Source organism: Granulicella paludicola (assembly GCF_025685545.1).
In the GTDB taxonomy this organism is placed as follows: domain Bacteria; phylum Acidobacteriota; class Terriglobia; order Terriglobales; family Acidobacteriaceae; genus Granulicella; species Granulicella paludicola.
In genome coordinates, this window is record NZ_JAGSYC010000019.1 from 25,873 (window position 1) to 51,342 (window position 25,470).

Annotated in this window: 18 protein-coding genes; 10 read left to right on the forward strand and 8 right to left on the reverse strand. The window is 62.1% G+C overall.

Annotated elements, in window-relative coordinates; genetic code table 11:
- Positions 1-184: 184 nt before the first annotated feature.
- The 5 genes from OHL14_RS02650 to truA form a co-directional block, all read right to left on the reverse strand.
- Positions 185-574, reverse strand: a complete 390-nt coding sequence (locus tag OHL14_RS02650) for a peptidoglycan-binding domain-containing protein (RefSeq protein WP_263377759.1) — start codon at positions 572-574, stop codon at positions 185-187.
- Positions 575-784: 210 nt separating this feature from the next.
- On the reverse strand, positions 785-2,461 hold the full coding sequence (locus tag OHL14_RS02655) for a trypsin-like peptidase domain-containing protein (protein ID WP_263377760.1): 1,677 nt from the start codon (positions 2,459-2,461) through the stop codon (positions 785-787).
- 366 nt (positions 2,462-2,827) lie between these two features.
- Positions 2,828-4,579, reverse strand: coding sequence for an amidohydrolase (locus tag OHL14_RS02660; RefSeq protein WP_263377761.1), 1,752 nt, complete (start codon positions 4,577-4,579; stop codon positions 2,828-2,830).
- A gap of 234 nt (positions 4,580-4,813) precedes the next feature.
- Positions 4,814-6,055: a M20/M25/M40 family metallo-hydrolase gene (locus OHL14_RS02665; protein ID WP_263377762.1), complete on the reverse strand. Its 1,242-nt coding sequence runs from the start codon at positions 6,053-6,055 to the stop codon at positions 4,814-4,816.
- Complete coding sequence (gene truA, locus OHL14_RS02670; protein WP_263377763.1) at positions 6,052-6,903, reverse strand: tRNA pseudouridine(38-40) synthase TruA; 852 nt, start codon at positions 6,901-6,903, stop codon at positions 6,052-6,054. Before truA ends, OHL14_RS02665 begins: the two co-directional genes overlap by 4 nt.
- A 224-nt stretch (positions 6,904-7,127) precedes the next feature.
- On the opposite strand from truA, the gene OHL14_RS02675 reads away from it, so the two are divergent.
- A complete protein-coding gene (locus tag OHL14_RS02675) occupies positions 7,128-9,578 on the forward strand; it encodes a TolC family protein (protein ID WP_263377764.1) in 2,451 nt (816 codons plus the stop codon).
- Between the two features lie 108 nt (positions 9,579-9,686).
- Positions 9,687-11,798 carry a thioredoxin domain-containing protein gene (locus OHL14_RS02680; RefSeq protein ID WP_263377765.1) on the forward strand — a complete coding sequence of 704 codons (2,112 nt, stop codon included), beginning with the start codon at positions 9,687-9,689 and terminating at the stop codon, positions 11,796-11,798.
- 121 nt (positions 11,799-11,919) lie between these two features.
- Here the strand turns inward: OHL14_RS02680 and OHL14_RS02685 are convergent, their stop codons facing one another.
- Both OHL14_RS02685 and OHL14_RS02690 read right to left on the reverse strand, forming a co-directional pair.
- On the reverse strand, positions 11,920-12,864 hold the full coding sequence (locus OHL14_RS02685) for a mechanosensitive ion channel family protein (protein ID WP_263377766.1): 945 nt from the start codon (positions 12,862-12,864) through the stop codon (positions 11,920-11,922).
- A gap of 91 nt (positions 12,865-12,955) precedes the next feature.
- On the reverse strand, positions 12,956-14,629 hold the full coding sequence (locus tag OHL14_RS02690) for a S8 family peptidase (RefSeq protein WP_263377767.1): 1,674 nt from the start codon (positions 14,627-14,629) through the stop codon (positions 12,956-12,958).
- Between the two features lie 210 nt (positions 14,630-14,839).
- Between OHL14_RS02690 and OHL14_RS02695 the strand changes: the two genes are divergently transcribed.
- The 5 genes from OHL14_RS02695 (at position 14,840) to OHL14_RS02715 (ending at position 22,330) form a co-directional block, all read left to right on the forward strand.
- Positions 14,840-17,002 (forward strand): alpha-ketoacid dehydrogenase subunit alpha/beta, encoded by a 2,163-nt coding sequence (locus tag OHL14_RS02695; protein ID WP_263377874.1) that lies wholly within the window; start codon positions 14,840-14,842, stop codon positions 17,000-17,002.
- A 133-nt stretch (positions 17,003-17,135) separates the two neighbouring features.
- The gene (locus tag OHL14_RS02700; protein ID WP_263377768.1) at positions 17,136-17,774 is read left to right on the forward strand and encodes a class D sortase; all 639 of its coding nucleotides are present in this window, start codon (positions 17,136-17,138) and stop codon (positions 17,772-17,774) included.
- Between the two features lie 30 nt (positions 17,775-17,804).
- Positions 17,805-18,500 (forward strand): hypothetical protein, encoded by a 696-nt coding sequence (locus OHL14_RS02705; protein WP_263377769.1) that lies wholly within the window; start codon positions 17,805-17,807, stop codon positions 18,498-18,500.
- Positions 18,501-18,661: 161 nt separating this feature from the next.
- On the forward strand, positions 18,662-20,929 hold the full coding sequence (locus tag OHL14_RS02710; protein ID WP_263377770.1) for a DUF1800 domain-containing protein: 2,268 nt from the start codon (positions 18,662-18,664) through the stop codon (positions 20,927-20,929).
- Positions 20,930-21,061: 132 nt separating this feature from the next.
- Positions 21,062-22,330, forward strand: a complete 1,269-nt coding sequence (locus tag OHL14_RS02715; protein WP_263377875.1) for a DUF1501 domain-containing protein — start codon at positions 21,062-21,064, stop codon at positions 22,328-22,330.
- Between the two features lie 297 nt (positions 22,331-22,627).
- Here OHL14_RS02715 and OHL14_RS02720 read toward each other — a convergent pair whose 3' ends face one another.
- Complete coding sequence (locus tag OHL14_RS02720; protein WP_263377771.1) at positions 22,628-23,503, reverse strand: alpha/beta hydrolase; 876 nt, start codon at positions 23,501-23,503, stop codon at positions 22,628-22,630.
- Positions 23,504-23,579: 76 nt separating this feature from the next.
- Between OHL14_RS02720 and OHL14_RS02725 the strand changes: the two genes are divergently transcribed.
- The 3 genes from OHL14_RS02725 (at position 23,580) to carA (ending at position 25,464) form a co-directional block, all read left to right on the forward strand.
- Entirely contained in the window at positions 23,580-23,891 is a 312-nt protein-coding gene (locus tag OHL14_RS02725) for a Rieske (2Fe-2S) protein (RefSeq protein ID WP_263377772.1), read from the forward strand.
- Positions 23,892-24,018: 127 nt separating this feature from the next.
- Positions 24,019-24,147, forward strand: coding sequence for a hypothetical protein (locus OHL14_RS02730; protein WP_263377773.1), 129 nt, complete (start codon positions 24,019-24,021; stop codon positions 24,145-24,147).
- Between the two features lie 180 nt (positions 24,148-24,327).
- Positions 24,328-25,464, forward strand: a complete 1,137-nt coding sequence (gene carA / locus OHL14_RS02735; RefSeq protein ID WP_263377774.1) for a glutamine-hydrolyzing carbamoyl-phosphate synthase small subunit — start codon at positions 24,328-24,330, stop codon at positions 25,462-25,464.
- The last annotated feature ends 6 nt before the right edge of the window (positions 25,465-25,470 follow it).

Sequence of the window (25,470 nt, forward strand, 5' to 3'; positions counted from 1 at the left end):
TTTTTCTCTCTATATCCAGTTTAACAAACTGGACTGGGTGAACATGCAATTTTTATCTCGAATGGAATGATGAGGTTAGGTGGTTTAGGGGCTTGACAGGTTTTCCGTCGGATTGCTCGAGCTGTAGCAAAAGGAAACGCCCCATGCGTGGGCATGAGGCGTTTCAAATTTCGTTCGGAATCGATTACTTGGTCGTCGCGACCTCGTCGCTGGTGGGGGAACCGGCACCGAGGCCTAGCTTGTTGAGAGCGCGCGCGTCGGGTGTGAGGCGGGTCTGCCAGCCATTATCGCCCTGAAGCTTCGCCATGGCGGCGGAGGTCTGCGAGTCCCACGAGCCTGTCGGTTCGCCGGTGAGGTAGCCCTGCTTGATGAGGGCGGTCTGGATCTCGGTGGCGCGCTCGGACGAGATGCCGGCGACGCTGGTGTGCACGGACTTGTGCAGCTTGCTGCCGGATCCCAGCTTGACGCTCGCGTGCGTGTGGTTGCGCGGGCGGGGCTTGGCGAAGGCTGCGGTGGCGGGAAGGACAGCGAGCAGGAGTCCTGTGGTGACGAATTTTGCGTGCGAGTTGCGCATCGTTCGGTGGTTCCTCCGGGGTTGAAGTGGTCGAGGCTGTCCGGCCACTTGTTAGAGGGTAGTGAATTGGGGCGGATGGTGCAAGTGGGTGGTGTACCTCTTTTGGGGAGGGTGAAAGACAGTGAGGAGACTCGAGTGAGTAGACAGGAGTGAAAAGCGGAGGGCGCGGATTGCTCCGCGCCCTTGCTCACTGCGATGATTCGGGTTTGTTTACGGCAAGGTTCCGCCTACGAGGTTGTCGCCGTTGTCCTGGGTGGAGCTGCGGACTACGAAGACGACGTCGTCGCCGGACTTGAGGCCGTTGGTGGCGGCCTGGAAGCTGCCGGTGTCGGTGACGGGTTTGTGGTTGATTTCAGTGATGATGACGCCCTTACCGAGGCCGATGCCTTCCGCGAAGGAACCGGGTTTGACGCTGGTGATGATGACGCCTCCCTTGAGCTTCAGCTTGGTGGCCATAGGAGCGGGCAGGTTCTGCACGGTGATGCCGATGGTCTGAGCACCTACGTCCACGGCATCGGGCGTGTTGCTGTCGTCGTCGCTGGCTCCACCGTCAAGGTTGGCGAAGAGCTTGGCGCGGTCCGCGATGCCGACCTCAGCCGTCTCACGCTTGCCAGCGCGGAGGTAGGTGAGCTTCACGTTCGTGCCGGGCTTCTTCTGCGAGATGATGGCTACGAGCTCGTCGCCGTTCTTGATGGTCGCGCCGTCGATGGCCACGATGACGTCCTTCGGCTGGAGGCCAGCCTTGGCTGCCGGGCCGCCGGGGGTGACGACCGAGACGATGACGCCGCCGTTCGCTGCGCCATACATGCGGTTCACCGCCGAGGAGGTAGCGGCCTGGAACTGGATGCCGATGCTGCCGCGGGTGACGCGATGGTCGGGGCTGATGAGCATGTTGTAGACGTTGATGATGGTGTTGGAGGGCATCGCAAAACCGATACCTTCGGAGCCAGCAGACTGGGTGTAGATCGCGGTGTTCATGCCGATGACTTCACCCGCCATATCGACGAGCGGACCACCGGAGTTGCCGGGGTTGATGCTGGCGTCGGTCTGGATGAACTTCTGGAACTGGTTGGTGGCTACGCCGCCGGGGCCGGGAGCTTCGTCGATGGAGCGGTTCTTGGCCGAGACGATGCCGGCTGAGACGGTCTGCGAGAGGCCGAAGGGGCTGCCGATGGCAAGTACCCAATCGCCGACCTGAGCGCCGTCGGAGTTGCCGAGTTTGACGGTGGGCAGATCGAGACCCTTGGGGTCGATCTTGATGACGGCGATGTCGGTGTCCTTATCGACGCCGACGACGGTTGCGAGGCGACCGGGATCGCCAGCCACGTCATCCTGCGGGTCGGTGGAGAGCTTGACGTAGATCTTGTCGGCCTTATCGACGACGTGATTGTTGGTGATGATGTAGCCACGCTTGTCGACGATGTAACCGGAGCCGAGGGCACGGCGCGTGCCGCCACCGCCACCATCGTCGTCACCGCCGTTAGGGTTGCCGCCGAAGAAGTGGTTGAAGAAGTCCTGCATGTTGTTGTTGTCGCCGCCGTTGTCGTCACCGTTGCCATCGGGAGCGGGGATAACCTGTCCGCGACGACGAGAACGCGAGTTAGCGGCCTGCTTCGGGGTGGACTCCGTGTTGATGTTGACGACGGCTGGGCCCACCTGTTTGACGATCGAGGAGAAGCCGTTGGAGAGGGTGACGGGGTTGGGGACGACGAGGGGACGAGCGTCGCTCGAGTCCACCTTTTGCTGATGGGCGCTGACGCTGCCGGTGAGTGCGGAGCCTGCCACGATTCCAACCGTTAGAACGCCGAGCAGGCCGAAGGTGGTAGGCATGTGGCCGCTGCGAACCTTAGTCCAGATGGAGCGGCCGAAGTTTGTCTTTGATTCCATGAGAGTGTCTTCCTCGTGTTGTCCGGCTGATTATGCCTGATCCGTCTAGTTATTTAGTTATTGAGCACATGCTCTCGTACTTCCGGGTACGGACAGGCGTTGTCCCCAGCTTGGAGAGATGTTGAGTACAGCCCCCAGGTTGCGTGCGCTCTTTGCGCCCGCAGAAAGGGGTTTTCGGTACAGCACTAGGATAGACGCGAATGGTGGAGAAAGGTGAGTGAGGCGGGGTTGAGGGAGTAGGGTCCGTGGTGGAGATGTGGGAGAGGGTGGAGGAGGCGCGGAGAGCGTCGGGGTTCTTCGGCTGCGCCCTGCGGGGCTCCGCTGAGAATGACGGAGTTCTCGTCCCAGCAGGCCTTGAGGGCGAGGCTAGGGGGCGAGGTAGACGGTTTCTCCGTTGAGGACGGTGCGGAGGACTTGCGTGTGGAGGATTTGCTGCGGGGTGGAAGTCGTGAGGTCGTGGTCGAGGACGACGAAGTCCGCCAGGTAGCCGGGTGCGAGGATGCCTTTGCGCTTTTCTTCGAACTGCGCGAAGGCGGAGGCCTGCGTATAAGCGTAGATCGCCTGATGGATGGTGAGGCGCTGCTCGGGGTGGAAGGTCTGGGTATCGGCCTCGTTGCTGCGGGTGACGGCGGAGTAGAGGCCGCGGAAGGGGCTGATGGATTCGACGGGGTAGTCGGTGCCGAAGGCGAGGGTGACGCCGTGGTCCAGGAAGGACTTCCAGGCGTAGGCGTAGTTGCTGCGCTCGGGGCCGAGGCGCTGCTCGGCCCAGGCCATGTCGGTGAGGAGGTGGGATGGTTGCATCGAGGCGATGATGTGGAGCTGGTGGAAGCGGTCGAAGTCGGCGGGGAGCAGTACTTGTGCGTGCTCGATGCGGAAACGGTCTCTCGTTAGCAGCTCGTTCTCGCAGGGAGTGGGAGGCTTTCTTGGGAATGGACCGGTGTGTGCGCTGTAACACTTACCCAGGGCCTGAGAGAATTCGGCAATACGAAAGGCGTCCAGTGCAATCGTGTTGGCGTTGTCTCCAATGGCGTGGAAGCCTAGTTGGAGTCCTGCGTCAGCACGATCGGCCGCCATCTGGGTGAGCTTCGTTTGGTCGTAGCGTGGGAGGCCGGAGTTGGTAGGGTCGTCGGCGTAGGGTGCGGCGAGGGCGGCGGTGCGGGAGCCTAATGAGCCGTCCATGAAGCCCTTGAGCATGGCGGTTTTGAGGAGCGGGTCGTTGAGGTTGTGGTGGGCGCGCTCGGCTTTGAGGGTGTCGAGGGAGTCGTTGAAGGTGAGCCACTCGGAGACGCGGAGGTGGAGGGCGTGGTCGCGCTCCATTTGTTCGAGGACGAGGAAGTCGTCCCAGTCGGAGAAGTCCTGGACGGAGGTGACGCCGTGGGTGAGGGCGTCGTCGATGGAGAGCTGCAGCGCGCGTCGGCGGGTGGCGGCGTCGGGCTTGGGGATGTGGGCGGTGACGAGGGCGCGGGCGGCGTCTTCGCGGAGGATGCCGGTGGGGTTGCCGTCATCGTCGACGTCGATGCTGGAGCCTTGCGGAGCGAGGGTTTTGCCGGTGATGCCTGCGGCGCGGAGGGCGGCGGTGTTGACGACGGCGATATGGCCGTCGGTGCGCTCAAGGTAGGCGGGGTGATCGCCGGTGACGAGGTCGAGGTCGTGCGCGGTGGGGAGACTGTGGGAGGCCCACTTGGTGTGGTCCCAGCCGCCGCCCTGGATCCACTGGCCGGGGGCGAGGGTGGCGGCGTAGGTTTTAATCTTGTCCTGCATGGCGGCTAGTGAGGGGATGTTGTCGAGGTCGACGGAGAGCTTTTGCTGGCCGGCTCCGGCGATGTGAGTGTGGGCATCGTTGAAGCCGGGCAGGACGAAGGCGCCGTGGAGGTCGACGAGTTTTGTGGTTTTGGGGTCGGCGCAGTGTCTGACGGTGGCGTTGGTCCCGGTTAGGAGGATTTTGCCGTTGGCGGAGGAGAGGGCTTCGACGCGCTGCGGGGCGTCGCGCTGGTCGCGGGGCTGGAGACCGACGCCGGTGAGGATGTTGCCGTTGTAGAAGACAGTGTCGGGGGTAGTACATTGCTGGGCGGACAGTGGCGCGGCGCAGAGTGCGAAGGCGAGCAGAAGGGGTTTCATTGGGGATGAGTGTAGCTGTGGAGAGGTTGTTGAGGTTGAAAAAGGTTGAGCGGAGTGTGGTGAGGTCGAGGGCGTCAGAGTTCTTCGGCTGCGCCCTGCGGGCTTCGCTCAGAATGACGGGGTGTGTGGGTGGTTCGGTGAAGCAGGTCCTTCGCTTGCACCCCAACGAACAAAGAATGTTCGCCGGGGGGCCCGCCTGCGCTCAGGATGACAATCTCAGAGCGCAGAGCAGAGCTAGGAGCTTGCCAGCTGACAGGCGTCGAGGAGAAGGAGGAGGATGCGGCGGAGGGCGAGGTCGCGGCCGGTGGGGTCGTAGGATTCCTGGAGGGTGTGGATGCCGGTGGCGGTGCCACCGGTGCCGATGGCGAGGGCGGGAATGCCGAGCGAGAGGGGGAGGTTGGCGTCGGTGGAGCCGATGTGGGGTTCGGTGGGGATGCTGAGGTGGCGATCGACGGCGCGGAGGCTGCGGGCGAGCGGGTCGGTCGGGGCGAGGGAGCCGGCGGGGCGGTCTCCGATGCGGGAGACCTGGAGGCCGAGTCGGAGCGGAGTGGCCACGTCGCGGTTTTCGGTGGCGAGGGTGCGGGAGAGTTCGTTGAGGATGGCGAACTCCATGCGGTCGAGGCCGATGGCGGAGGTGGAGCGGAGGTCGAGTTCGGCGGAGGCGGATTCGGGGATGGAGTTGACCGAGGTGCCTCCGGCGATGGTGCCGATGTTGAGGGTAGAGCGGGCGCGGGTGGGAAGGCCAGTGGTGCTGCTGAGCGGCAGGTTCGCTACTGAGATAAGAGCTGAGGCGAGGGCGAGGATCGGGTTGGGGCGACCGGCGTCGGCCCAGGAGTGGCCGCCGGGGCCGGTGGTGGTTACGCGGAGGCGGCGGCTGCCGAGAGCGCGGTCGACGACGGTGGCGGTGCCGCTGCCTTCGAGGGCGATGGCGTAGCGGATGCGTTTGGCGTAGGGCGAGTCGGTGAAGAGGTGGCGCATGCCTCGGAGGTCTCCGGGACCTTCTTCGCCGGTGTTGGCGCAGAGGAGGATTGTGGTGGCAGGCGTGAGCTCGGCGTGCTGGATGGCGGCGGCGAGGGCGAGCATGGCGGTGAGGCCCGCGCCGTTGTCGCAAGCTCCGGGGCCGTGGATGACCGGATCCTCGTAACGCGGGGTACAGTCGGTGCCGGGCGGAAAGACGGTGTCGAGGTGGGCCGACAACAGGATGACGGGGCCGTCAGGGGCAGCGTCGGCTGAGCGAATTTCGGCGGTGGCGTTACCTTCGGAGTCGATGGCTGGGCTGGTGAGGTTGAGCTTGAGGAATTGCTGCTGAAACCATTGAGCGCGTTGGTCTTCCTGGAAGGGTGGAGCGGGGATGGCGAGGAACTCAAGCTGCCAGTCGAGGAGCTGTTTGGCGTGCAGATGGAGCCAATGAAAGGCGCGATGAACGGCGCGATCGCTGGCAAGTTGCGCGATGCGGCGGTTGTCGGCGGCGGTCAAAGGCTGGTCCCCTCAAGGGAGGGCGTCGGCGGGTAGTCCACTTGTACAAGATACAAGCCGTGGGCGGGGGCTGTGGGGCCGGCGGCGGAGCGGTCGCGTGCTTCGAGGATGCGGGGCAGGTCTTCAGGGGTGAGTGCGCCGCGACCGATGTCGGTGAGGGTGCCGACGAGATTCCGTACCATGTGGTGCAAAAATCCACTGCCGGTGACGCGGTAGATGAGTAGACCCTGTTCGCGAGTGAGGGTGGAGGTGTAGAGGGTCTTGACGGGGTTCGGGCCGGAGGAGCCGGAGTTGCGGGCGCTAAGGTCGGGATCGGCAGCGGCGAAGGAAGTGAAGTCGTGGGTACCGAGGAGAAGCGTGGCGGCTTGCTGCATGGGTTCGAGTGCGAGCGGCCAGCGGCAGTCCCAGACGTAAGGAGCGAGGAACGGCGAGCAGATGCGATCGGGGGTGCGTGACTCGGGGCCGGGAGATTCGGCGTCGCGGCGTTCGAAGATGCGGTACTCGTAGGATTTGCGGAGGACGCTGTGGCGGGCGTGGAAGGTGTCGGAAACGAGTTCGGCGGAGAGCACGCGGATGGCTGGAGGCAGCGCGCTGTTGAGAGCGCGGAGAAGGTTCTGCGGCGGGATGGGGGCGTCGAGTTGAACGGAGACGACCTGGCCGAGGGCGTGCACGCCGGAGTCGGTGCGGCCCGAGCCTTGAGGCAACGGTGTGTCGACGGTGAGGGGCGTTCCGGTGACGTTGGCGAGGGCTTGTTGAAGTGTTCCCTGAACGGTTGGAAGGCCGGGTTGGACCTGCCAGCCATTGAAGGCAGTACCGTCGTAACTAAGGATAAGTTTCCAGTTCGCCATACTTTGCGGGATTCTTTCAGCGGTTGCGGGAAGGTGACGCTTTGGATGCGGATAACGCGGTAGACTTCTGTGAGGCCACCCTACCCCTATACTGACGATGCCTAAAGCAGGGAAACGTTTGTGTGTTCCGGTTCGTTCGATTTGGGGAACCGGAGGGGTCAGTCCATCGTACTTTGACTTGGACAAGCCATGAAAGCAGTTTGTTGCGACTGGAGATGTATACCGTGAGATTGAGGCATTGGCAGGCAGCAGCCTGCATCGCTGCAACGTTGTCCTGCTCTATACCGCAGGGAGTAGCACAGACCTCGCAGCAGGGCACGAAGACACAGGCCCAGCTGGAGGCGGAGTTCAATCAGGCCATGCTTGCGAGCAAGGCGACGGCCGCGAAGAAGGCGCCTGCCACGGGGTCGAGCAGCACGCCGACGGCTGCTACGGCGATGCCAACTGCGGCTACGCCGACGCCGGTAGTGACAGCGGGTTCGGGTGTGGTGGTGACGACGACGCGACCGAGCACTCCGCTGACGACGCCGACTCGTCCCACGGCGGCGGCACCGATTGTGAATCCGACCCGGAAGAATGTTCCGGCTCTGCCTCCTGCAGCGGTGACGACGCCTGTTGCGACGACTCCGGCACCTGCGACGGTGCAGCCTGCGGCCGTGGTGGCAGCGGCGACGCCGAAGCAGACGCAGGTGAGCCCGACGCGGCCTGTGGCGGTGGGAACGATTCAGAACGATACGACGGGAACGAAGGGGCTGCCCCAGGCACCCGGACCGAAGCTGACCGAGCCGCTGTTCATGCGGCCGAGCTCGATCGATTATGGCAAGGGCAAAGCAGGGTTCAAGGACCCGCTGCTCTGGTACACGCCCAAGGATTATCCGCAGCCGCGCCTGAGCAACACGGCGCGCCTGGATGATTTGTTGCAGGACGGCAAGATTTATCTGAGTTTGTCGGATGCGGTGACGCTGGCGCTGGAGAACAACTACGACATTGCGATTGCGCGGATCAACCTGGATATCGCCGACACCGATGTGCTGCGAGCGCGTGCGGGTGGGACGCTGCGCGGTGTTTCTACCGGCGTGGTTGCGAATACGCTGGGCGGATCGACGACGACGATCACGGGCGGCGGCGGTCCGGGTGGGACGAGCAGCGGTACCGGCGGAACGGGCGCGGGTGCGTCGGGACTGGTGCTGAGTACGAACGGCGGTGGACCGACGCCTGAGGTGCTCGACCCAACGGTGACGGGCGCGCTCGAGTATGAGCAGGTGCTTTCGCCTTCATCGACGGCGCTAACTGGCGCGGCTGCTTCAATTTTCACGAATACCGCAACGTACAACTTCACCTATGCCCAAGGCTTCCTGACGGGCACGCAGTTTACGACGACGTTCAATAACAGCCGGGTTTCGACGAATAACAGCTTCAACACCTATGTGCCGTACATCAATACGGCGTTCCGCGTGCAGGCCACGCAGCATCTGCTGCAGGGCTTTGGAACGGGTATCAACGGGCGCTTTATTCTGCAGGCGAAGAACGACCGGCGGATTACGGACTCTGCGTTCCGGCAGCAGCTGCTGTACACGATCAACCAGGTGGAGAATATCTACTGGAGCCTGGTGAGTGCATACGAGGACGAGCAGGCGAAGGAGCGGTCGCTGGTGCAGTCGACCAAGCTGAGCGAGGACAATCGGAAGCAGCTGCAGATTGGAACGCTGGCTCCGCTGGACATTGTGAACTCGGATGCGACGGTGGCGACAGACAAGCAGGCGTTGATCCAGTCGCAGACGAACCTTGAGTATCAGCAGCTGGTGATGAAGCAGGCGATTGCGCGGAACCTGAATGATCCGCAGCTGGCGACGGCTCCGGTGGTGCCGACGGACCGCGTGGGTCTCGACCGCCTGCCGGAAGAGGACGAGGCGGTGGAGGACCTGGTGCGTGATGCGTATCAGAATAATCCGCAGATCGAGCAGGCCGTTCTGAACATGAAGAACAACCAGATCACGATCAAGGCCGAGAAGAATGGACTGCTGCCGGTGGTGGATGCTTATGGCTTCTACGGAGCGAGTGGACTGGCCGGTGCGCCGAATCCGAATCTGTCGACTCTGCTAGGTGCGGGTGCAACGCCTGCGGCGCCCGTTTCGTACGGCACGGCGTTTGGCGATCTGTTCAACAACAGCTCGCCGGACAAGGGCTTTGGTGTGAACGTGACGATTCCGCTGCGGAACCGGACGGCGCAGGCTGACCAGGTGCGGTCGCAGATGGAGCTACGACAGTCGGAGATGCGTCTGCAGCAGCTGTATACGCAGATTCGGATCCAGGTGATCAATCAGCAGTACGCGCTGACGAACGATCGAGCGCAGGTGTCGGCGGCGCAGGCTTCACGTGACTACCAGGCGCAGAGCTATGAGGCGGAGCAGAAGAAGTACAAGCTGGGCGCTTCGACGACGGCTCTGGTGTTGCAGCAGGGCAGGAGTTTGGCGATTGCGGAGAACTCACTAATCTCGGCGACGGCGGCGTATGCGCGTGATCGTGCGGCGCTTCTGCAGCTGCTGTCGAACACGCTGGACCGGTACGGCATCAGCATTGCGGATGCTGCGTCGGGCAAAGTGTCCTCAGCACCTCTGATTCCGGGACTGACGGCACCGAAGGCTCCGGCGGCACCGAGGCCGCTGACGCCTTAGGGCAGGGAGTAGGGAATAGGTAGAGGCCGTGGCGATTGCTGCGGCCTCTTCGTTTTAACGACGAGTGTGGCTGCTGGGATAAGCTTAAAGGGATTGGAGTTTTTCCTGATGAGTGAGCAGCATACGAACGCTCTGGCCCAGGCGGCCTCGGCGTATCTGCGGTCGGCGAGCAAGCAGCCGGTGGCGTGGCATGAGTGGGGAGTTGAGGCCTTTGCCAAGGCTCGGCAGGAGAATAAGCCGGTGTTGCTGGACATCGGGGCGGTGTGGTGCCACTGGTGTCATGTGATGGACCGCGAGAGCTATGAAAATGCCGAGATGGCGGCGCTGATCAACGAACGCTTTATCGCGGTGAAGGTCGACCGCGATGAGCGGCCGGATGTGGACTCGCGGTACCAGGCGGCGGTGGCGGCGATCAGTGGGCAGGGTGGATGGCCGCTGACGGCGTTTCTGACGCCCGAGGGTAAGCCTTACTTTGGCGGTGGGTATTTCCCGTTGGAGGAGCGGTATGGGCGGCCGAGTTTTCAGCGGGTGCTGCTGACGATGTCGGATGCGTTTGCACATCAGCGGGCGGATGTGGAGGAGACGGCAGGCGGCGTGCTGGAGGCGATTGAGCAGAACGAGACGTTCTCGGGACGAGCGGGGGAGCCAGGGGCAGAGCTGCTGAATAAGATCGTTGAGTCGGCGCTGTCGCAGTTCGACGCCAAGAATGGCGGGTTTGGGGCCGAGCCGAAGTTTCCGAATGCGGGAGCGATTGATCTGTTGATCGATGCAGCGGGTCGCAGTGGTGATCAGGCGGCGAGGGCCAGGCAGGTGGCGGCCTATACGCTGATGAAGATGGCGGCGGGTGGGATTTTCGATCAACTGGCGGGCGGATTTCATCGGTATTCGGTCGATGAGCGTTGGGTGGTGCCGCACTTCGAGAAGATGGCGTACGACAACAGTGAACTGCTGGAGACGTACGCGCATGCGTACCAGAGCTTTGCGCAGCCAGAGTTTGCGGCGACGGCGCGGGAGGTGCTGCGCTGGATGGATGAGTGGCTGAGCGATCGCGAGCGAGGTGGGTTCTATGCGTCGCAGGATGCGGATGATTCGTTGGAGGATGATGGCGACTACTTTACGTGGACTCGGAACGAAGCTGCTGCGTTGCTGCTGCCCGATGAACTCGGAGTCGCTGCGGCCTTCTACAATCTGAGGCCAGTGGGGGACATGCATCACAATCCGCAGAAGAACGTGCTGCACCGGGTGGTGACGGTGGAGCAGATTTCAGCGGCGAGCAAGGTGGATGTGAAGACAATTTCGGCGTTGCTGAGCTCGTCGCAGAAGAAGATGTATGCGGCGCGGTTGAAGCGGCGGACTCCGTATGTAGACGAGACGATGTACACCGGCTGGAACGGCATGTGCATCAGTGGGTATCTGGCGGCGGGGCGGGCGTTGAATCGACCGGATGCGGTGGCGTTCGCGCTGAAGTCGCTCGACCGGGTGTTGGCGGCTGCGTGGGATGAGTCGGTGGGGCTGGCGCATGTGGTGGCGTATGGTGACGGCGCTGAGGGCAAGCGGGTGACGGGCGTGCTGGAGGACTATACGTTCCTGGCGACGGCGGCGCTCGATGCCTGGGAGGTGACGGGTGAGCTGCGTTACTTTACGGTGGCCCAGCAGATAGCCGAGGTGATGCTGGACCGGTTCTGCGATGAAGAGGCGAACGGGACAACGAGCGCCGGGTTCTTCGATACCGAGAAGGGTGCTGAGGAGATTGGTGCGCTGGTGACGAAGCGGAAGCCACTGCAGGATTCGCCTTCGCCCGCGGGCAATGGGCTTGCCGCGATGGTGTTGCTGCGGCTCCATGCACTGACGGGTGTCACTCGTTATCAGCGGCGTGCGGAGGAGACGCTGGAGACGTTTGCCGGAGTCGTCGAGCACTTCGGGCTGTATGTGGCGAGCTATGCGGCGGCGCTGCGGTACTCGATTGAGGGCCCGGTACAGGTGTGCGTGATTGGCGACGACGCTGCGGCGGATGAGCTGATGGTTGCAGGGCTGCTGCGGTACGCGGTGAATAAGAGTGTGGTGCGGCTGCGTTGGGAGCAGCTGGGGGCGTTGCCTCCTGCGCTGGCGGAGACGCTACCGCATCTGGCAGCGGGGGCTAGTGTTGCGGTGGTGTGCAAAAGGAGTCGTTGCTTGCCGCCGATGACTAGCGCTGAGTCGCTGATCGCAGCGTTGGCGTAAGGGCCAATCAGGCTTCCTGGACCCCGCTCATCCGCGATAAAACTGCGTATGAACGGTGCACTCGGCATTGTGCGAAACCAATGTCCGAAAGTTTGGACATTGGGCACCCGGAGTTGTGGGATCAGACGGCTGGGGGCGTTGCGACCGGTAGCGGCATGGCGATGGTGGTGTTTGAGGCGCCGAGGGCGATCTTTTCTTTGGCAAAGGCTGTGAGCACTCTCTGACGCAGAGCTCGCATGACGCCGTCCCGCTGATTCACGCGAACGCGGACGTTGATGGGGTAGACAGCTTCGAAGCCCTTGATGGCGTCGACACCGAGAATGTCGGGGTTGGAGATGACGATGTCCTTGAAGGCCTCGTCGGTGCGGACTTCGTTGGCGATCTTTGTGAGCAGAGCGATGACGCGGGTTGGTTCTTCGCGGGCGTCTACCGAGACGTTGAGGGTGCCGACGGCGAAGTCGCGGGAGAGGTTCTGGACGGTGGTGATCTGGCTGTTGGGAACGATATAGACCGTACCGTCGCCGCCGCGCAGCTTGGTGACGCGCAGGGAGAGGTCTTCGACTGTACCGGTGAGGCTGGCGATGGTGATGGTGTCGCCGACGGCGTACTGATCTTCGACGAGGATGAAGATGCCGGTGAGCATGTCTTTGAAGATGGACTGTGCGCCGAAGGAGATGCCGAGACCGATGACTCCGGCCGAGGCGATGAAGGGCCCGAGGGAGACGCCGATCGCGGCGAGAACCTGGGTAAGAACGTAGAAGCCAATAATGCCGTAGGCGGTGGCCCGGAGGATGGCGGCCATGGTGCGCAGCTGAGAGGAACGGGTGGAGTTGCCGACGAGGTGGTCGGCGCGCAACTTCATACGACGGACAAAGAAAAGGACGATCTGCTGCGCGAGGAAAGCGAGAAGAAACGCGAAAAGAAGCTGTGGGATGCCGTGCTGGACGAAGTTTTCGAGGTCGTTGCTCCAGCCTTCGAGGACGTGGCGGAAGATGTGCTCGTCGTGGGGGATGGAGGCAGAGAGCTGGCCCGGGGCTCCGGCGAAGAAGGTCGTGAGAGTCATCATCGAATCATCCTGCGAAAGATTTCGCGCACTGGCGCTGAATCGATTAGATGCAGGTAGGGATGAAACTGCAAACGCGGATTGATCGGTGTGCTCAGGGCGTGGTTTGCAGGGCGAGTGCGGCCGGGAGGTTGAGTTGGGGTTCGGCGAGGTCTCCGGTGCGGCTGGCGGAGGTTTGTAGCGCGGAGATGATTTGGGAGGGTGTCCATGTGGGATGGAAGGCTTTCAGGATCGCGGCGGCTCCGGCGACGAGCGGCGTGGCGGCGCTGGTGCCGATCGCCTGAACGTAGGGAACATGGCCGAGATTGAAGCACCCGAGGCTTTGGCCTGGTGTGCCTGGTGGACCGTTGGCGGTGTTGGGCAGGCCGTTGGAGCAGGCTCCGCGGACGAAGCCGGTGACACCGTAGGGCGAGTTGCCGGGCAGGCTGCCGCCGGGTGCGGCGATGGCGTTCAGGCTGGAGCCATGATTGCTGTAGTAAGCGCGAGTGACGGGGCCGGGCGCGCAGGCTGCGCCGGGGGAGAGGTTTTCTGCACAGGCGGAGTTGGTGGAGGCGACGACGGCGAGGACGTTGCGGGCCTGGGCGGGAAGATCGACGTAGCTGCCGGTGGAGAGATCGAGGCCGTCGTTGCCGGCGGCGGCGACGATGGTGAGTCCGGCCTGCGCGGCGGCGTAGGTGACAGCGTTCATCTGGGCGACCCAGCCTGCGCCGTCGCCAGTGGAGGTGTCGACGAGGGTGCCGAGGGAGAGGTTGAGGATGTCGGCGTGGTTGGCCATGGCGTCTTGAATGCCTTGCAGGACCCAGCTGAGAAGACCTGTGGCGGTGCCCGCTTCGCACTGAGCAGCGAGCGTGGAGCCTTCGCCGGGGAGGCGTTCGACGACTTTGATGTTGAGCAATGAGGCTTGCGGAGCGATGCCGACGATGAGACCGGTGCCACGCCCCTGCGCGGCGGCAGCCAAGGAGGCGGTGAAGGTGCCGTGGCCGCTCTGGTCGATGGGCGAGCCGTCGTCGCAGGGGCTGGGCAGGGTGGACTGCTGGACTTCGGAGAGGTTGAAGTCGAGGTTGGGGGCGATGTCGGGATGGGTGGGATCGACGCCGCTGTCAAGGACAGCGATGCGGACGCCTTTACCCTGACTGGCGGCCCAGGGACCGGCGGCGGGACTGCCTGCGAGCGAGGCTCCGTAACCTCCTGCAAGGACGGTGGCCCAGCCCTGTGGGGAGGCGTAGAAGGCGTCGGACTCGGGGGCGAGGATGGGGCGGGCGACGCTGACGGGAGGGACGGGAAGCGGCGGCAGAGGGGAGGATGGGGTGAAGACGGCGGCCTGCTGCAGTCGACTGACGGTGACGTAACGGTCGTGGAGGACGGCAGTGATTTCGGGCTGAGCGAGCAGTGCGCTGATGGTGGCGGTGGGGTCGCCGGTGGTCTGGAGAGTGCTGAGGCCGAGGGTCTGCAGATGGCTGAGGGCGTGGGCTCCGGCGCGGGTGGCGAGGGCGGAGGCATTCGGGGGGACGATGCCGCCTCGATAGAAGATGACGAGGCGATTGGGGACGATGGTTTCGCGGGAGGGTGTTGGAGTGTGGCTGGAGTCGGGGGCTGGGAGGATGAGGCTAAAGGAGGGTAGAGCAGAAATGGTGGTGGAGAAGAGGGTGAAGGTTTGGGTGTCGGAGTCGGCGTAGATGTCCCCGGGGTCGGGTTTTGCGGCTGCAGGCGTCTGTGGGGCGACCGTGGCGGCGTAAAAGAGGAGGCAGAAGAAACGAAATGGGCGCATGGGCGGGCCTCGGTGGAGCGTTCTCCGGGGCTATCGGCTGGCAGCCGGGGCGGGTGGGTCGGTGTACGGAGTTGGGACAGCCCTGCAGCGGGCGGAAGGTAAGTGGCAGGTCGTTTTGCACCGGGGGAGACGCGTAAAATACCGGAGGTACCGTTAGAACGGTAGAAGGAGGGCCAGCTTTTGGCGCAGAAGGGTTTGTCGCAAACGAAGGTGGCCGAGAGCTCCGATGTGGCTCTAGCGGGAGGGCTTACCAGGGCCCAGCTGATTGAGTTCTATCGGCTGATGTACCTGTCGCGGCGGACGGATGACCGCGAGATCCTGCTGAAGCGTCAGCAGAAGATCTTCTTCCAGATCTCGTGCGCTGGCCATGAGGCTCTGCTGGTGGCTGCCGGGATGGCGATGAAGCCCAGCTACGACTGGTTCTTTCCGTACTACCGAGATCGCGCGATCTGCCTGGCGCTGGGCAGCACGGTGGAGGCGCAGCTGCTTGAAGCTGTTGGCGCAGCGGATGGTCCTGCGAGCGGTGGACGGCAGATGCCTTCTCACTGGACGGACAGGAAGATCAATATCGTCTCGCCTTCGTCGGCGACGGCGACGCAGTGCCTGCACGCGGTGGGGTGCGCGGAGGCTGGACGATACTACTCGAACCACAAGAATGCCGCGAAGAAGGCGAGCGGCAACCCGGCGGATTATCGCGAGTACAAGGATGTGACGTTCCATGGCGATGAGGTCACATATGTGTCCATCGGCGAGGGTTCGACGAGCCAGGGTGAGTTCTGGGAGAGCTTGAATACGGCCTCAAATCTGAAGCTGCCCGTGGTGTATGTGGTTGAGGACAATGGCTACGCGATCTCGACGCCGGTGGAGGCGAATACTCCCGGCGGCAATATCTCGAAGCTGGTGGCAAACTTCCCGAACTTTCACTTTGCCGAGGTAGACGGGACCGATCCGATTGCCAGTTATGAGGCGATGGTGAAGGCGGTGGCGTACTGCCGTGCGGGCAAGGGACCGGCGCTGGTGCATGGGCATGTGGTGCGGCCGTATTCGCACTCGCTCTCGGATGACGAGACGCATTACCGGAGTGCCGAAGAGATTGAGATCGACGCGCTGAAGGACCCTGTCTGGAAGATGCAGATGTGGCTGCAGCGTGAGGGGATCCTGGACGAGCAGGGGATCAAGGACCTGGAGCGCAAGGTCGATGAAGAGATCCAGCGGGCGACCGATCGCGCGTTGGCGGCGGTATTGCCGCAGCCGGATTCGATTTTGAAGCATGTGTATTCGGAGGATTTGAAGCCGACCTCGGAGCTGTTCGACGTGAAGCCGCAGGCGACGGCGGACAAGAGCGAGCATACGATGCTCGACCTGATTAACGTGTGCCTGCACGACGAGATGCGCCGGGATGAGCGGATTGTGATCTTCGGCGAGGATGTTGCGGACGCGACGCGCGACAAGGATTTGCGTGCGGGCAAGCTGAAGGGCAAGGGCGGCGTCTTCAAGGTGACGCACGGGTTGCAGAAGGAGTTCGGCAACGACCGGGTATTCAACTCACCGCTGGCGGAGGCGAACATTGTGGGCCGGGCGATCGGCATGGCGGTTCGCGGGATGAAGCCGGTGGTCGAGATCCAGTTCTTCGACTACATCTGGCCGGCGGTCCATCAGATGCGGAACGAGATGGCGCTGATGCGGTGGCGGTCGAATGGGACGTTCAGCTGCCCGATGGTGATTCGCGTGCCGATGGGTGGGTATCTGACGGGTGGATCGATCTATCACTCTCAGTCGGGTGAGAGCATCTTCACGCACACGCCGGGCGTGCGGATCGTGATGCCGTCGAACGCGCTCGATGCGATTGGCCTGCTGCGGACGGCGATACGCTGCGACGATCCGGTGATCTTCCTGGAGCACAAGAATCTGTACCGCTCGGTGTTTGGGCGCAGCGAGTATCCAGGGCCCGAGTACACGATTCCGTTCGGCAAGGCGGCTACGGTGAAGGCGGGCAAGGACCTGACGATCATCACTTATGGTGCTGTGGTGCCTCGCGCGCTGGAAGCTGCCCGGAAGATGGAGCGCGAAAAGGGTGTGGATGTCGAGGTGATCGACCTGCGCAGCCTGACGCCGTATGACTGGGAGGCTATTGCGACCAGCGTGAAGAAGACGAGCAAGGTTTTGGTGGCGCATGAGGACATGCTGAGCTGGGGCTATGGCGCGGAGATCGCGGCGAGGATTGGCGATGAACTGTTCCATGATCTCGACGCTCCGGTGCGGCGTGTGGGGGCGATGGATACCTTCTGTGCGTATCAGCCGGTGCTGGAGGATGTGATCCTGCCGCAGGTAGAGCATCTGTTCAAGGCGATGAGCGATCTGGCGGCGTTTTGATCCAGCTTCCGATGCCGTTCTCGCAGACAAGACCCGACTTCGGTCGGGTCTTGCTTTTGCGATACACTGGAGGTGTCCCCGACGACACCTTTCAGGCCCTTTACACGATAGATCTACCCTAGGGGAGAGCTGTATGCACTGGCAGCGAAAAGTCGGAGTTGCGATGATGGCAGCAGGGGTGCTACTGCTGGCGGCGTTTGTGGTGCCGACGGTGTATGGGCGCGCGATGTCGTCGCTGGCGGTGGCGGCGTTCCGGGCGCAGAGTTCGAATAACAGCCTGTGGGACAGTGCGCGCATTCGCGCTTATAAGAAGACGCTGGGTGTGGAGATGTCGCGGCCGGAGGCTGTGCTGCGGGTGCCGAAGGTCGGGATCGAGGTGCCGGTGTTTGAAGGGACCTCGGATCTGGTGCTGAACCGCGGCGTGGGGCATGTGAGTGGCACGGCCATGCCAGGTGAGAATGGGAACATGGCGATCTCAGGACATCGGGATGGGTTCTTTCGCGGGCTGAAGGACCTGCACATGGGCGACCGGGTGGAGGTGCAGCGCGATGCCGAGACCGGGCAGGTCGATACCTATGTGATCGACAAGATAAAGATTGTGCTTCCGCAGGATGTGTCTGTGCTGAAGCCGACGGAGAAGACCACGCTGACGCTGATTACCTGCTACCCGTTTTATTACGTGGGAGCAGCGCCGGAGAGGTACATCGTGCAGGCCAGCCTGCTCAACGACACGCACGCTGCAGTGGATCGCGGCGGTTCCAGTTCAAGGTAACTTTGCTTATTTTTATAGGAGAACACCGTTATGCCGATTGCTTTCCGTCCTTTTGTTGCTGCTACCGTTCTCGCGTTTGCGGCTTGTTGTGCTTCGACCGGTTCTGCCCAGGTGAAGGCCAGCTCTGGCGCTACCTCGACGGTGGTGTATGTGAGCGGCAATGATCTTGTGCTGAAGTCTGCCGAGGGCAAGCTGCTGAACTACACCGTGGCTTCGGGCATGATGTTTTCCGCCGAAGGTAAGCAGGTGTCGCTGGCTGATTTGAAGCCGGGAATGAAGCTGACCAAGGAGGTCTCGACGGGCTTCGATCCGGAGATCATCTCGGGCGTGCAGGTGGTGAAGGGCAAGGTGTTTGCGGCGACCCCGCCGGATGTGGTGACGCTGTCGCTGGCGGACGGAATCAAGGAACTGACGGTGCCTGCGGGCACGAAGTTTATGGTGGACGGCAAGCCAGTGATGATCGACGCGCTGAAGCCGAACATGATGGTGGAGGCGACGGTGGTGACGACGATCGCTCCGGATGCGAAGCCTGAGGTTGCGAACGCTCCTGCACCCATAACGCCTGCCATGACCGGGCCGGTGCTTGTGGCGAAGACGATGGGCGACGGCGCGACGGCTCTGCCGGAGGCGGGAACGAATCTGCCGCTGTATGGCGTGCTTGGCTTTGTGTTGTTGGCGCTTGGCTTTGGGCTGGTGAAGGCTCGTAAGCCGGCAGCGAATGTCTAAGGGTTAGAGGTGGTGTTTTGATTTGAAGGAAAGACGGGCAGCCTAAGTGGCTGCCCGTCTTTTACTTTGAGGGTTGAGCTGAAAGTATTTGTTGCGGGCGCAACTCGTTGGAGCGGTTGGGGTCTGCTCAAGGGATGGTGTTCTCGAGGAGCCGTGCGTCTATGAAGATTCCTGAAGCGAACGAGATATTTGGAGGCGTTGCGAGGGGTTCGCTGATGGCGGCGCTTTGCGTAGCGATGGTTCTGCCGGGAGGAGTGTCGGCACAAATGCCGGTTGCTGCCCACACGGCTCCGCTGACGCAGCAGGAGGAGGTTCTGCATGCGCTGAATCGGCTGACGTTTGGGCCGCGGCCAGGGGACGAGGCGGCGGTGCAGAGGGTGGGGCTGGAGGCCTGGTTTCAGCAGCAGTTGCATCCAGAGAACATCGATGATGCGGCGCTGGAGACTCGTTTGGATGCGTTTCCGGCGATGCGGCTGTCGGAGGAGGAGTTGATCCGGCGGTTTCCACCTCCGGCGATGATTCGCCAGCTTGCGAAGAACGGCGGAGGAACGCCGAGCGACCCGATTGAACATGCGATCTATGCGGACGCGACGGCGAACTACGAGGCGAACAAGAAGAAGCAGGAGCAGGCGAACGCCAATGGTGGAGCAGCTGATGCAGCTGCGGGCGATATGGCACTGAAGCAGGATGATCCTGCGGCTCAGAATATGGCGTCGACCGATGCGATGGTGAAGCCGACGGGTGATGCCGATACGGACAACCTGATGCAAGACCTAGCGATGGCGTCGAAGGATGGAGATGAGGCGGCGTCGGCGAAGGCGGGCAAAGGGAAGCGTGCGGTGGGTACGATGGAGCCGAGCGAGGTGCAGGCGGTGTTGCGCCTGTCGCCGGAGGAGCGGTTTGGGCAGCTTATAGCGATGTCTCCGGAGAGGATGATGCAGTTTCGTGCCAGCCTGAAGCCGTTTCAGCGGGTGATGCTAGTGCAGGGATTGACGCCACAGCAGGTGGAGGCCGTCGAGGCGATGCAGGGGCCGGCGCGTGTGGTGGGAGCTGAGGCGCTGGAGTCGCGGCTGATGCGGGACATCTACTCGCAACGGCAGTTGCAGGCAGTGATGACGGACTTCTGGCTGAACCACTTCAATGTGTATGTCCGGAAGAATCAGAATGAGCCGTATCTGCTGCCAGGGTATCTGCGGGATACGATTCTGCCGAACTCGCTGGGCAAGTTTGAGGACCTGCTGGTGGCGACAGCGAAGAGTCCGGCAATGCTGATGTATCTCGATAACTGGCAGAGCGTGGGTCCGGATTCGCAGGCGGCGACGCGGGTGAAGCGCGTGCAGGCGCTGCGACCGAACGGGAAGATTGCGCAGGCTCTGCCGAAGGGCATCAATGAGAACTACGCGCGTGAGTTGATGGAGTTGCATACGCTGGGCGTGGGGGGCGGATATACGCAGCAGGATGTGATCGAGGTGGCGAAGTGCTTTACCGGGTGGACGATCGACCGGCCTTACCAGGTGGGTACGGGGGCGACGGGTGGGTTCGTCTATGAGCCGAACCGGCATGAGCCGGGAGTGAAGACGGTGTTGGGTCACACGATTCCAGAGGGCGGCGAGAGTGAAGGGCTGGCGGTGCTGCATATCCTGGCGACAAGTCCGGCTACGGCGCACTTTGTTTCGCAGAAGCTGGCGGTGCGGTTTGTGAGTGACGATCCATCGCCGGCCCTGGTGAATGCGATGGCTGCGACGTTCCTGAAGAGCAACGGCGACATCAAGGCTGTGCTGACGACGATGTTCCATGCGAAGGAATTCTGGTCGCCGCAGGTGTATCGCGCAAAGGTGAAGACGCCGATAGAGTTTTTGACGAGTGCGGTGCGGGCGAGCGATGCGCGTGTGCAGAATCCGCTGCCGCTGGTGCAGGCGATGGCTCGGCTAGGAATGCCGGTGTACGGGATGCAGACGCCGAACGGGTACGCCTGGACGGCGGAGGGATGGGTGAGCAGCAATGCGCTGATCTCGCGCATGAACTTTGCGCTGGTGCTGAGTGGCAACAAGCTTCCGGGGACGCAGACGGACTGGCCTGCGCTGCTAGGAAACGGCGTGTCCGTCACAGATCCGACGGCGGGAACAGAAAAGCAGTTGGAGGCGATGCTGCTGGGACAGCCTGCGGCGGAGAAGACGCGAGCGACGGTGATGGCCCAGTTTACGAACACGGGAGCGCAGGACGAGGCGCTGCGTAGCTTTACGGCCGAGCCGAAGGGGGCGATGAGTGGCGAAAGTCAGATGAGCAGAATGGAAGAGCCGGGGATGCTGCGTGTCGGGCTGGGTAAGAAGGGCGGCGGTGGTGGCGCGGGCTTCGACGCGCAGCCCGGGACGCCGCTGGATACGATGGCCGGGTTGTTGCTGGGATCACCGGAGTTTCAGCGGCGCTAAAGTGGCTGGTACAGGGAGCAACTTTCCCGGTAGAGTCGAGTCAGTATAGGTAAGGCTCCGAGCGCTGGAGTGATGAGGAGTTCTGCGATGGCGAAGACGATCTTTACCGATGCGAGCGATTGGGGATGTGACATGGGCGGGCGCGATGTGGCGCGCCGCAATACGGTCACGCGGCGCGGGTTTATGCGTAACGGAGCGCTCGCACTGGTGGGGACGAGTGTGATTCCGAGCTTTCTGACGCGGTCGATTTATGCGGAGATGCAGAAGGCTTCGGTGAACAAGAAGAAGCTGGTTGTGGTGTTCCAGCGCGGCGCATGTGACGGTCTGAACGTGGTGGTGCCGTATCAGGAGAAGAATTACTATACGATGCGGCCGAGCATTGCGATCAAGCAGAACGAGGTGCTGGACCTGAACGGGTTCTTCGGGCTGCATCCTCAGATGGCGGCCTTCAAGCCGTTGTATGACCAGGGCCATCTGGCGATCGTTCATGCGGCGGGGTCGCCGGATCCTTCGCGATCGCACTTCGACGCGCAGGATTACATGGAGAGCGGCACGCCGGGCGTGAAGGTGACGCAGGATGGCTGGCTTAATCGTGCGCTGCAGAGTGCGCACGAAGATAAGCCTTCGGCGTTCCGTGCCGTGGCGCTGGGAACGCAGGTGCCTCGGACCTTGCAGGGCAAGGTGCCTGCGATTGCTGTGGCGAACTTGCAGGATTTTTCGGTGGCTGGCAAAGGGCCGCAGACCTCACCGATCTCCAATGCGTTCCAGTCGATGTATGACGAGAGCACGGATGCAATGCTGCACGGCACGGGGCAGGAGACCTTCGAAGCCGTGAAGATGCTGAAGGCTGCCGATCCGGCGAGCTACAAGCCTGCGGCCGGGGTCGTGTATCCGAACGGAGCGTTTGGCAACAGCTTGAAACAGGTGGCGCAGCTGATGAAGGCGAACCTTGGGGTGGAGGCGGCCTTCAGCGATATTGGCGGCTGGGACACGCACCAGAACCAGGGGGCTGCGAATGGGCAGCTTGCGAATCGGCTGAAGGAGTTTTCGGAGTCGATCGCGGCGTTCTGGAAGGACATGGGCGACGAGGCGGAGAACATCACACTGGTGACGATGAGCGAGTTTGGCCGGACGGCTCGGCAGAACGGGACTGGTGGCACAGACCATGGCCATGCGAACGTGATGTTCGTGCTGGGTGGCGCGGTGAAGGGTGGCAAGGTCTATGGCAAATGGCCAGGGCTTAGCGACGACCAGCTGAATGAGGGGCGCGATCTGAAGGTCACCACTGACTTCCGGAATGTGCTGGCTGAGGCAGCGTACAAGTCTCTGGGGGCGAGGAACCTGCAGGCGATCTTCCCGGGGGCTCCGGTGGATCCGGGGACTTTCCTGAACCTTGCGTAACGATGGGTCTTTCTTGCAAGGGTGCGCTGCAAGTGGGTTTAGTTACTAAATGCGTCCCGATTCAGGCTGGCTTTGGTCAGCCTGAATGCTTTTCGAGACGCATTTGAGATTTCTTTCGTTTTAACCAAAACTAATCGGTCCAACCTGCCGTTATAGAAGGTGTACGACGCACCAGTCGGGATCAGCAGGCCCCACGTTCCCGGCATCCCCTATCCGCAACAAACCCTCCCCACCTTTTCCTGGGGGCTCCCGCAAGGTGAGCCCCCACGGTTCTTTAAGACGCGAATCTTCATGGCACTAATAGGAGTCAAGGAAACGGCGAAGTCCCGCATGCAGTGCTGCGTCATCGCCGGGGCCCACGGAAAGCAGCATCTTGGGATTGCCTGCGTTTACTAGGGATGGAGATGGCGGATTGTTGCTGTGGGTGATGAGGAGTTTTGGCGCGACCGAGGAGGCGAGAGGTGAGGCCAGCGGAAAGCGTTCATGGAAGAGCAGTGATGCGGGAACGGCGTGGGAGCGAATGTCGTGCGAGGCGCGCTCGAGGGTATCGCCATCCGGCGTATCGAGGAGCATAGCTGCACAAGGGGTCTTGGTTTTGGCGCAGAGGTTGAGGGCGAGCGAGGCGCCGAGATCTCGGCCATAGACGAGGACAGAGGCTGCGGGGAGCTTGCGGGTCTGCAGCAGGTAATCGAGAGCGGAGGCTGCGTCGGCCTGCATGAGGGCCTCGGTTGGGTGGTCACCGCCGCTGCGGCCATAGCCGCGGTAGTCGAAGAGCAGCACGTTGAGGTTTTGCTGGTGCAGCATCGCTGCGGTGCCGAGAGCGTCGGCCATGTTGCCGGTGGCGCTGTGGAGGACGAGGACGGTGCGAGTGGCGACCGTGTCGGAGGGAATCCACCAACCGTCGAGCTGCGGTTCGCCAGAGGCGTCGACGCCGAAGTGGACTTCCTCTGCCTGGAGTCCGAAGGTGGAGGGGGTTGCGGCGAGGGGGCGAGTCGGGTGCAGCACGAGCTGCCATTGGCTTCGGGAGTACACCGTGCACAGCGTGATGTACGCGAGAATGAGAGCAACGAGGAAGAGAGCTCCCAGCGACTTCAGGATGAAGGAAGGATCGACGAGATCGGGGCCTTGCGAGGGCGGGCGAGTGTGGCGGCGTGCTTTGGCGGGACTTGGCATGGTGCATTTTGAGAAGACTGGGGTGATGCACAGTCGACTCCTTCAGCATCTCATGATGGACGATGAGGAGGATTTGATGGCAGAGTGGGTTCGTTTGTGTTCGATATGGGAGGCGCCAGCACCTGGCAATGCGATGGAAGCCGAGGCGCGAGGGGTCGCGGTGTGCCTGGCGAATGTAAATGGCACGCTTTCCGCGATGGACAACTGGTGTCCGCATCGCAGGGCGCCGCTTGGACAGGGAACGGTGGAGGGCGAGGCGGTGGTATGTCCGTGGCACGCGTGGGCGTTCAACACGAAGACAGGTATTGCTGATCCGCCGGAGAGGGCGAAGGTGGATGTTTTTTCGGTGAAGACTGACGGCGATGATGTGCTGGTGCAGTTGGATTAAGGATTTGGAAAATATCTCGCAATGCGGGATAACCTGCGATGTCTGCTGTGCCTCTAATCAGTTGTCTCAACGTTGAAGAACATACCCGATGCACAGTGGATGAAGTTATTTTCCCAGGAGATTTGATATGAAGACAGCCCTTCTCGCACTCTTCGCTGCCGTAGTTTTTGTGGGTTCGATTACGCCAGCCCAGGCGCAGCATCGTCACAAGCATTGTTGGGTTGACCACGGCCATCGCCATTGCGCTTGGAAGTAGTCTGCAGAGCAGATACATGACAGCAGCCCGACTTCGGTCGGGCTGTTTGTTTTTTCCGCAGGCCTGCGTCGAGTAAAATCGGAGAGTTTGTGAACTTCCGGTAATCGCGGGTGATTTACTCGGCTTTTACTCGTTCCGGGCTGCTAAAATCTACAAAATCCACTCTCTAAGGGAGAGGTAATGCAGGCAATTCTCGCCCTCGAAGACGGGCGTCTCTTTCGCGGCAAGGCTTACGGCGCAATTACAGAGCGCGTCGGTGAAGTCGTTTTCAATACATCCCTGACCGGCTACCAAGAGATTTTCACGGACCCCAGCTACGCTGGACAGATCGTGGTGCTCACCAATCCTCACATTGGCAACTACGGTACATCGCCGTTGGATGCAGAGTCGTCCAAGCCGTACATCGAAGGCCTGGTGGTGCGCGAGTTCTCGCCTGTCAGCTCTAACTGGCGGTCGACCGAGGTCGCGGACGAATACCTAGAGCGCAGCGGTGTGCCCGTGATCGGGGAGATCGACACACGGGCGGTGGTGCGGCATCTCCGCGCGAACGGATGTCTGCGTGGAGTGCTCTCGACCGCGGTCGAGGATACGGATGCCCTAGTTGCGAAGGCGCGCGCGCATAAGACAATGGCGGGTACTGATCTCGCCAGTTTTGTGACGACGAAAACACAGTATGTATGGGACCAGAGCGAGCCGAAGAACGAGACCGGCGACAATCTGCTTCCGGCTGCGATCACTGCCGAAAAGCAGATGCACGTGGTTGCGTATGACTTCGGCATCAAGCAGAACATTCTGCGGATGCTGGCGCGCGAGAACTGCAAGGTGACGGTGGTTCCGGCGAAGACATCTGCAGAGGATGTGCTCGCGATGAATCCCGATGGCGTGTTCTTTTCGAATGGCCCGGGTGATCCTGAGCCGCTCGAGTATGCCATTGAGAATGTGCAGAAGCTGCAAGGGAAGACGCCGCTGTTTGGCATCTGCCTTGGACACCAGATCTTTGGCATTGCGCTGGGCGGCAAGACATACAAGCTGAAGTTTGGACATCACGGTGGCAACCATCCGATCAAGAACCTGGAGACAGGCAAGGTCGAGATCACCGCGCAGAACCACAACTTCAATGTCGATCCGGCCACGCTGCCTGCAGACGTAGAGCAGACGCACATCAATTTGAACGACAACACGCTGGCTGGTCTGAAGCACAAGACCGATCCGATGTTCAGCGTGCAGTATCACCCTGAAGCAAGCCCCGGCCCGCACGATTCGCACTACCTATTCAAGCAGTTCCGTAGCTTGATGGAAGACTGGAAGAAGGCCTGATGAAAG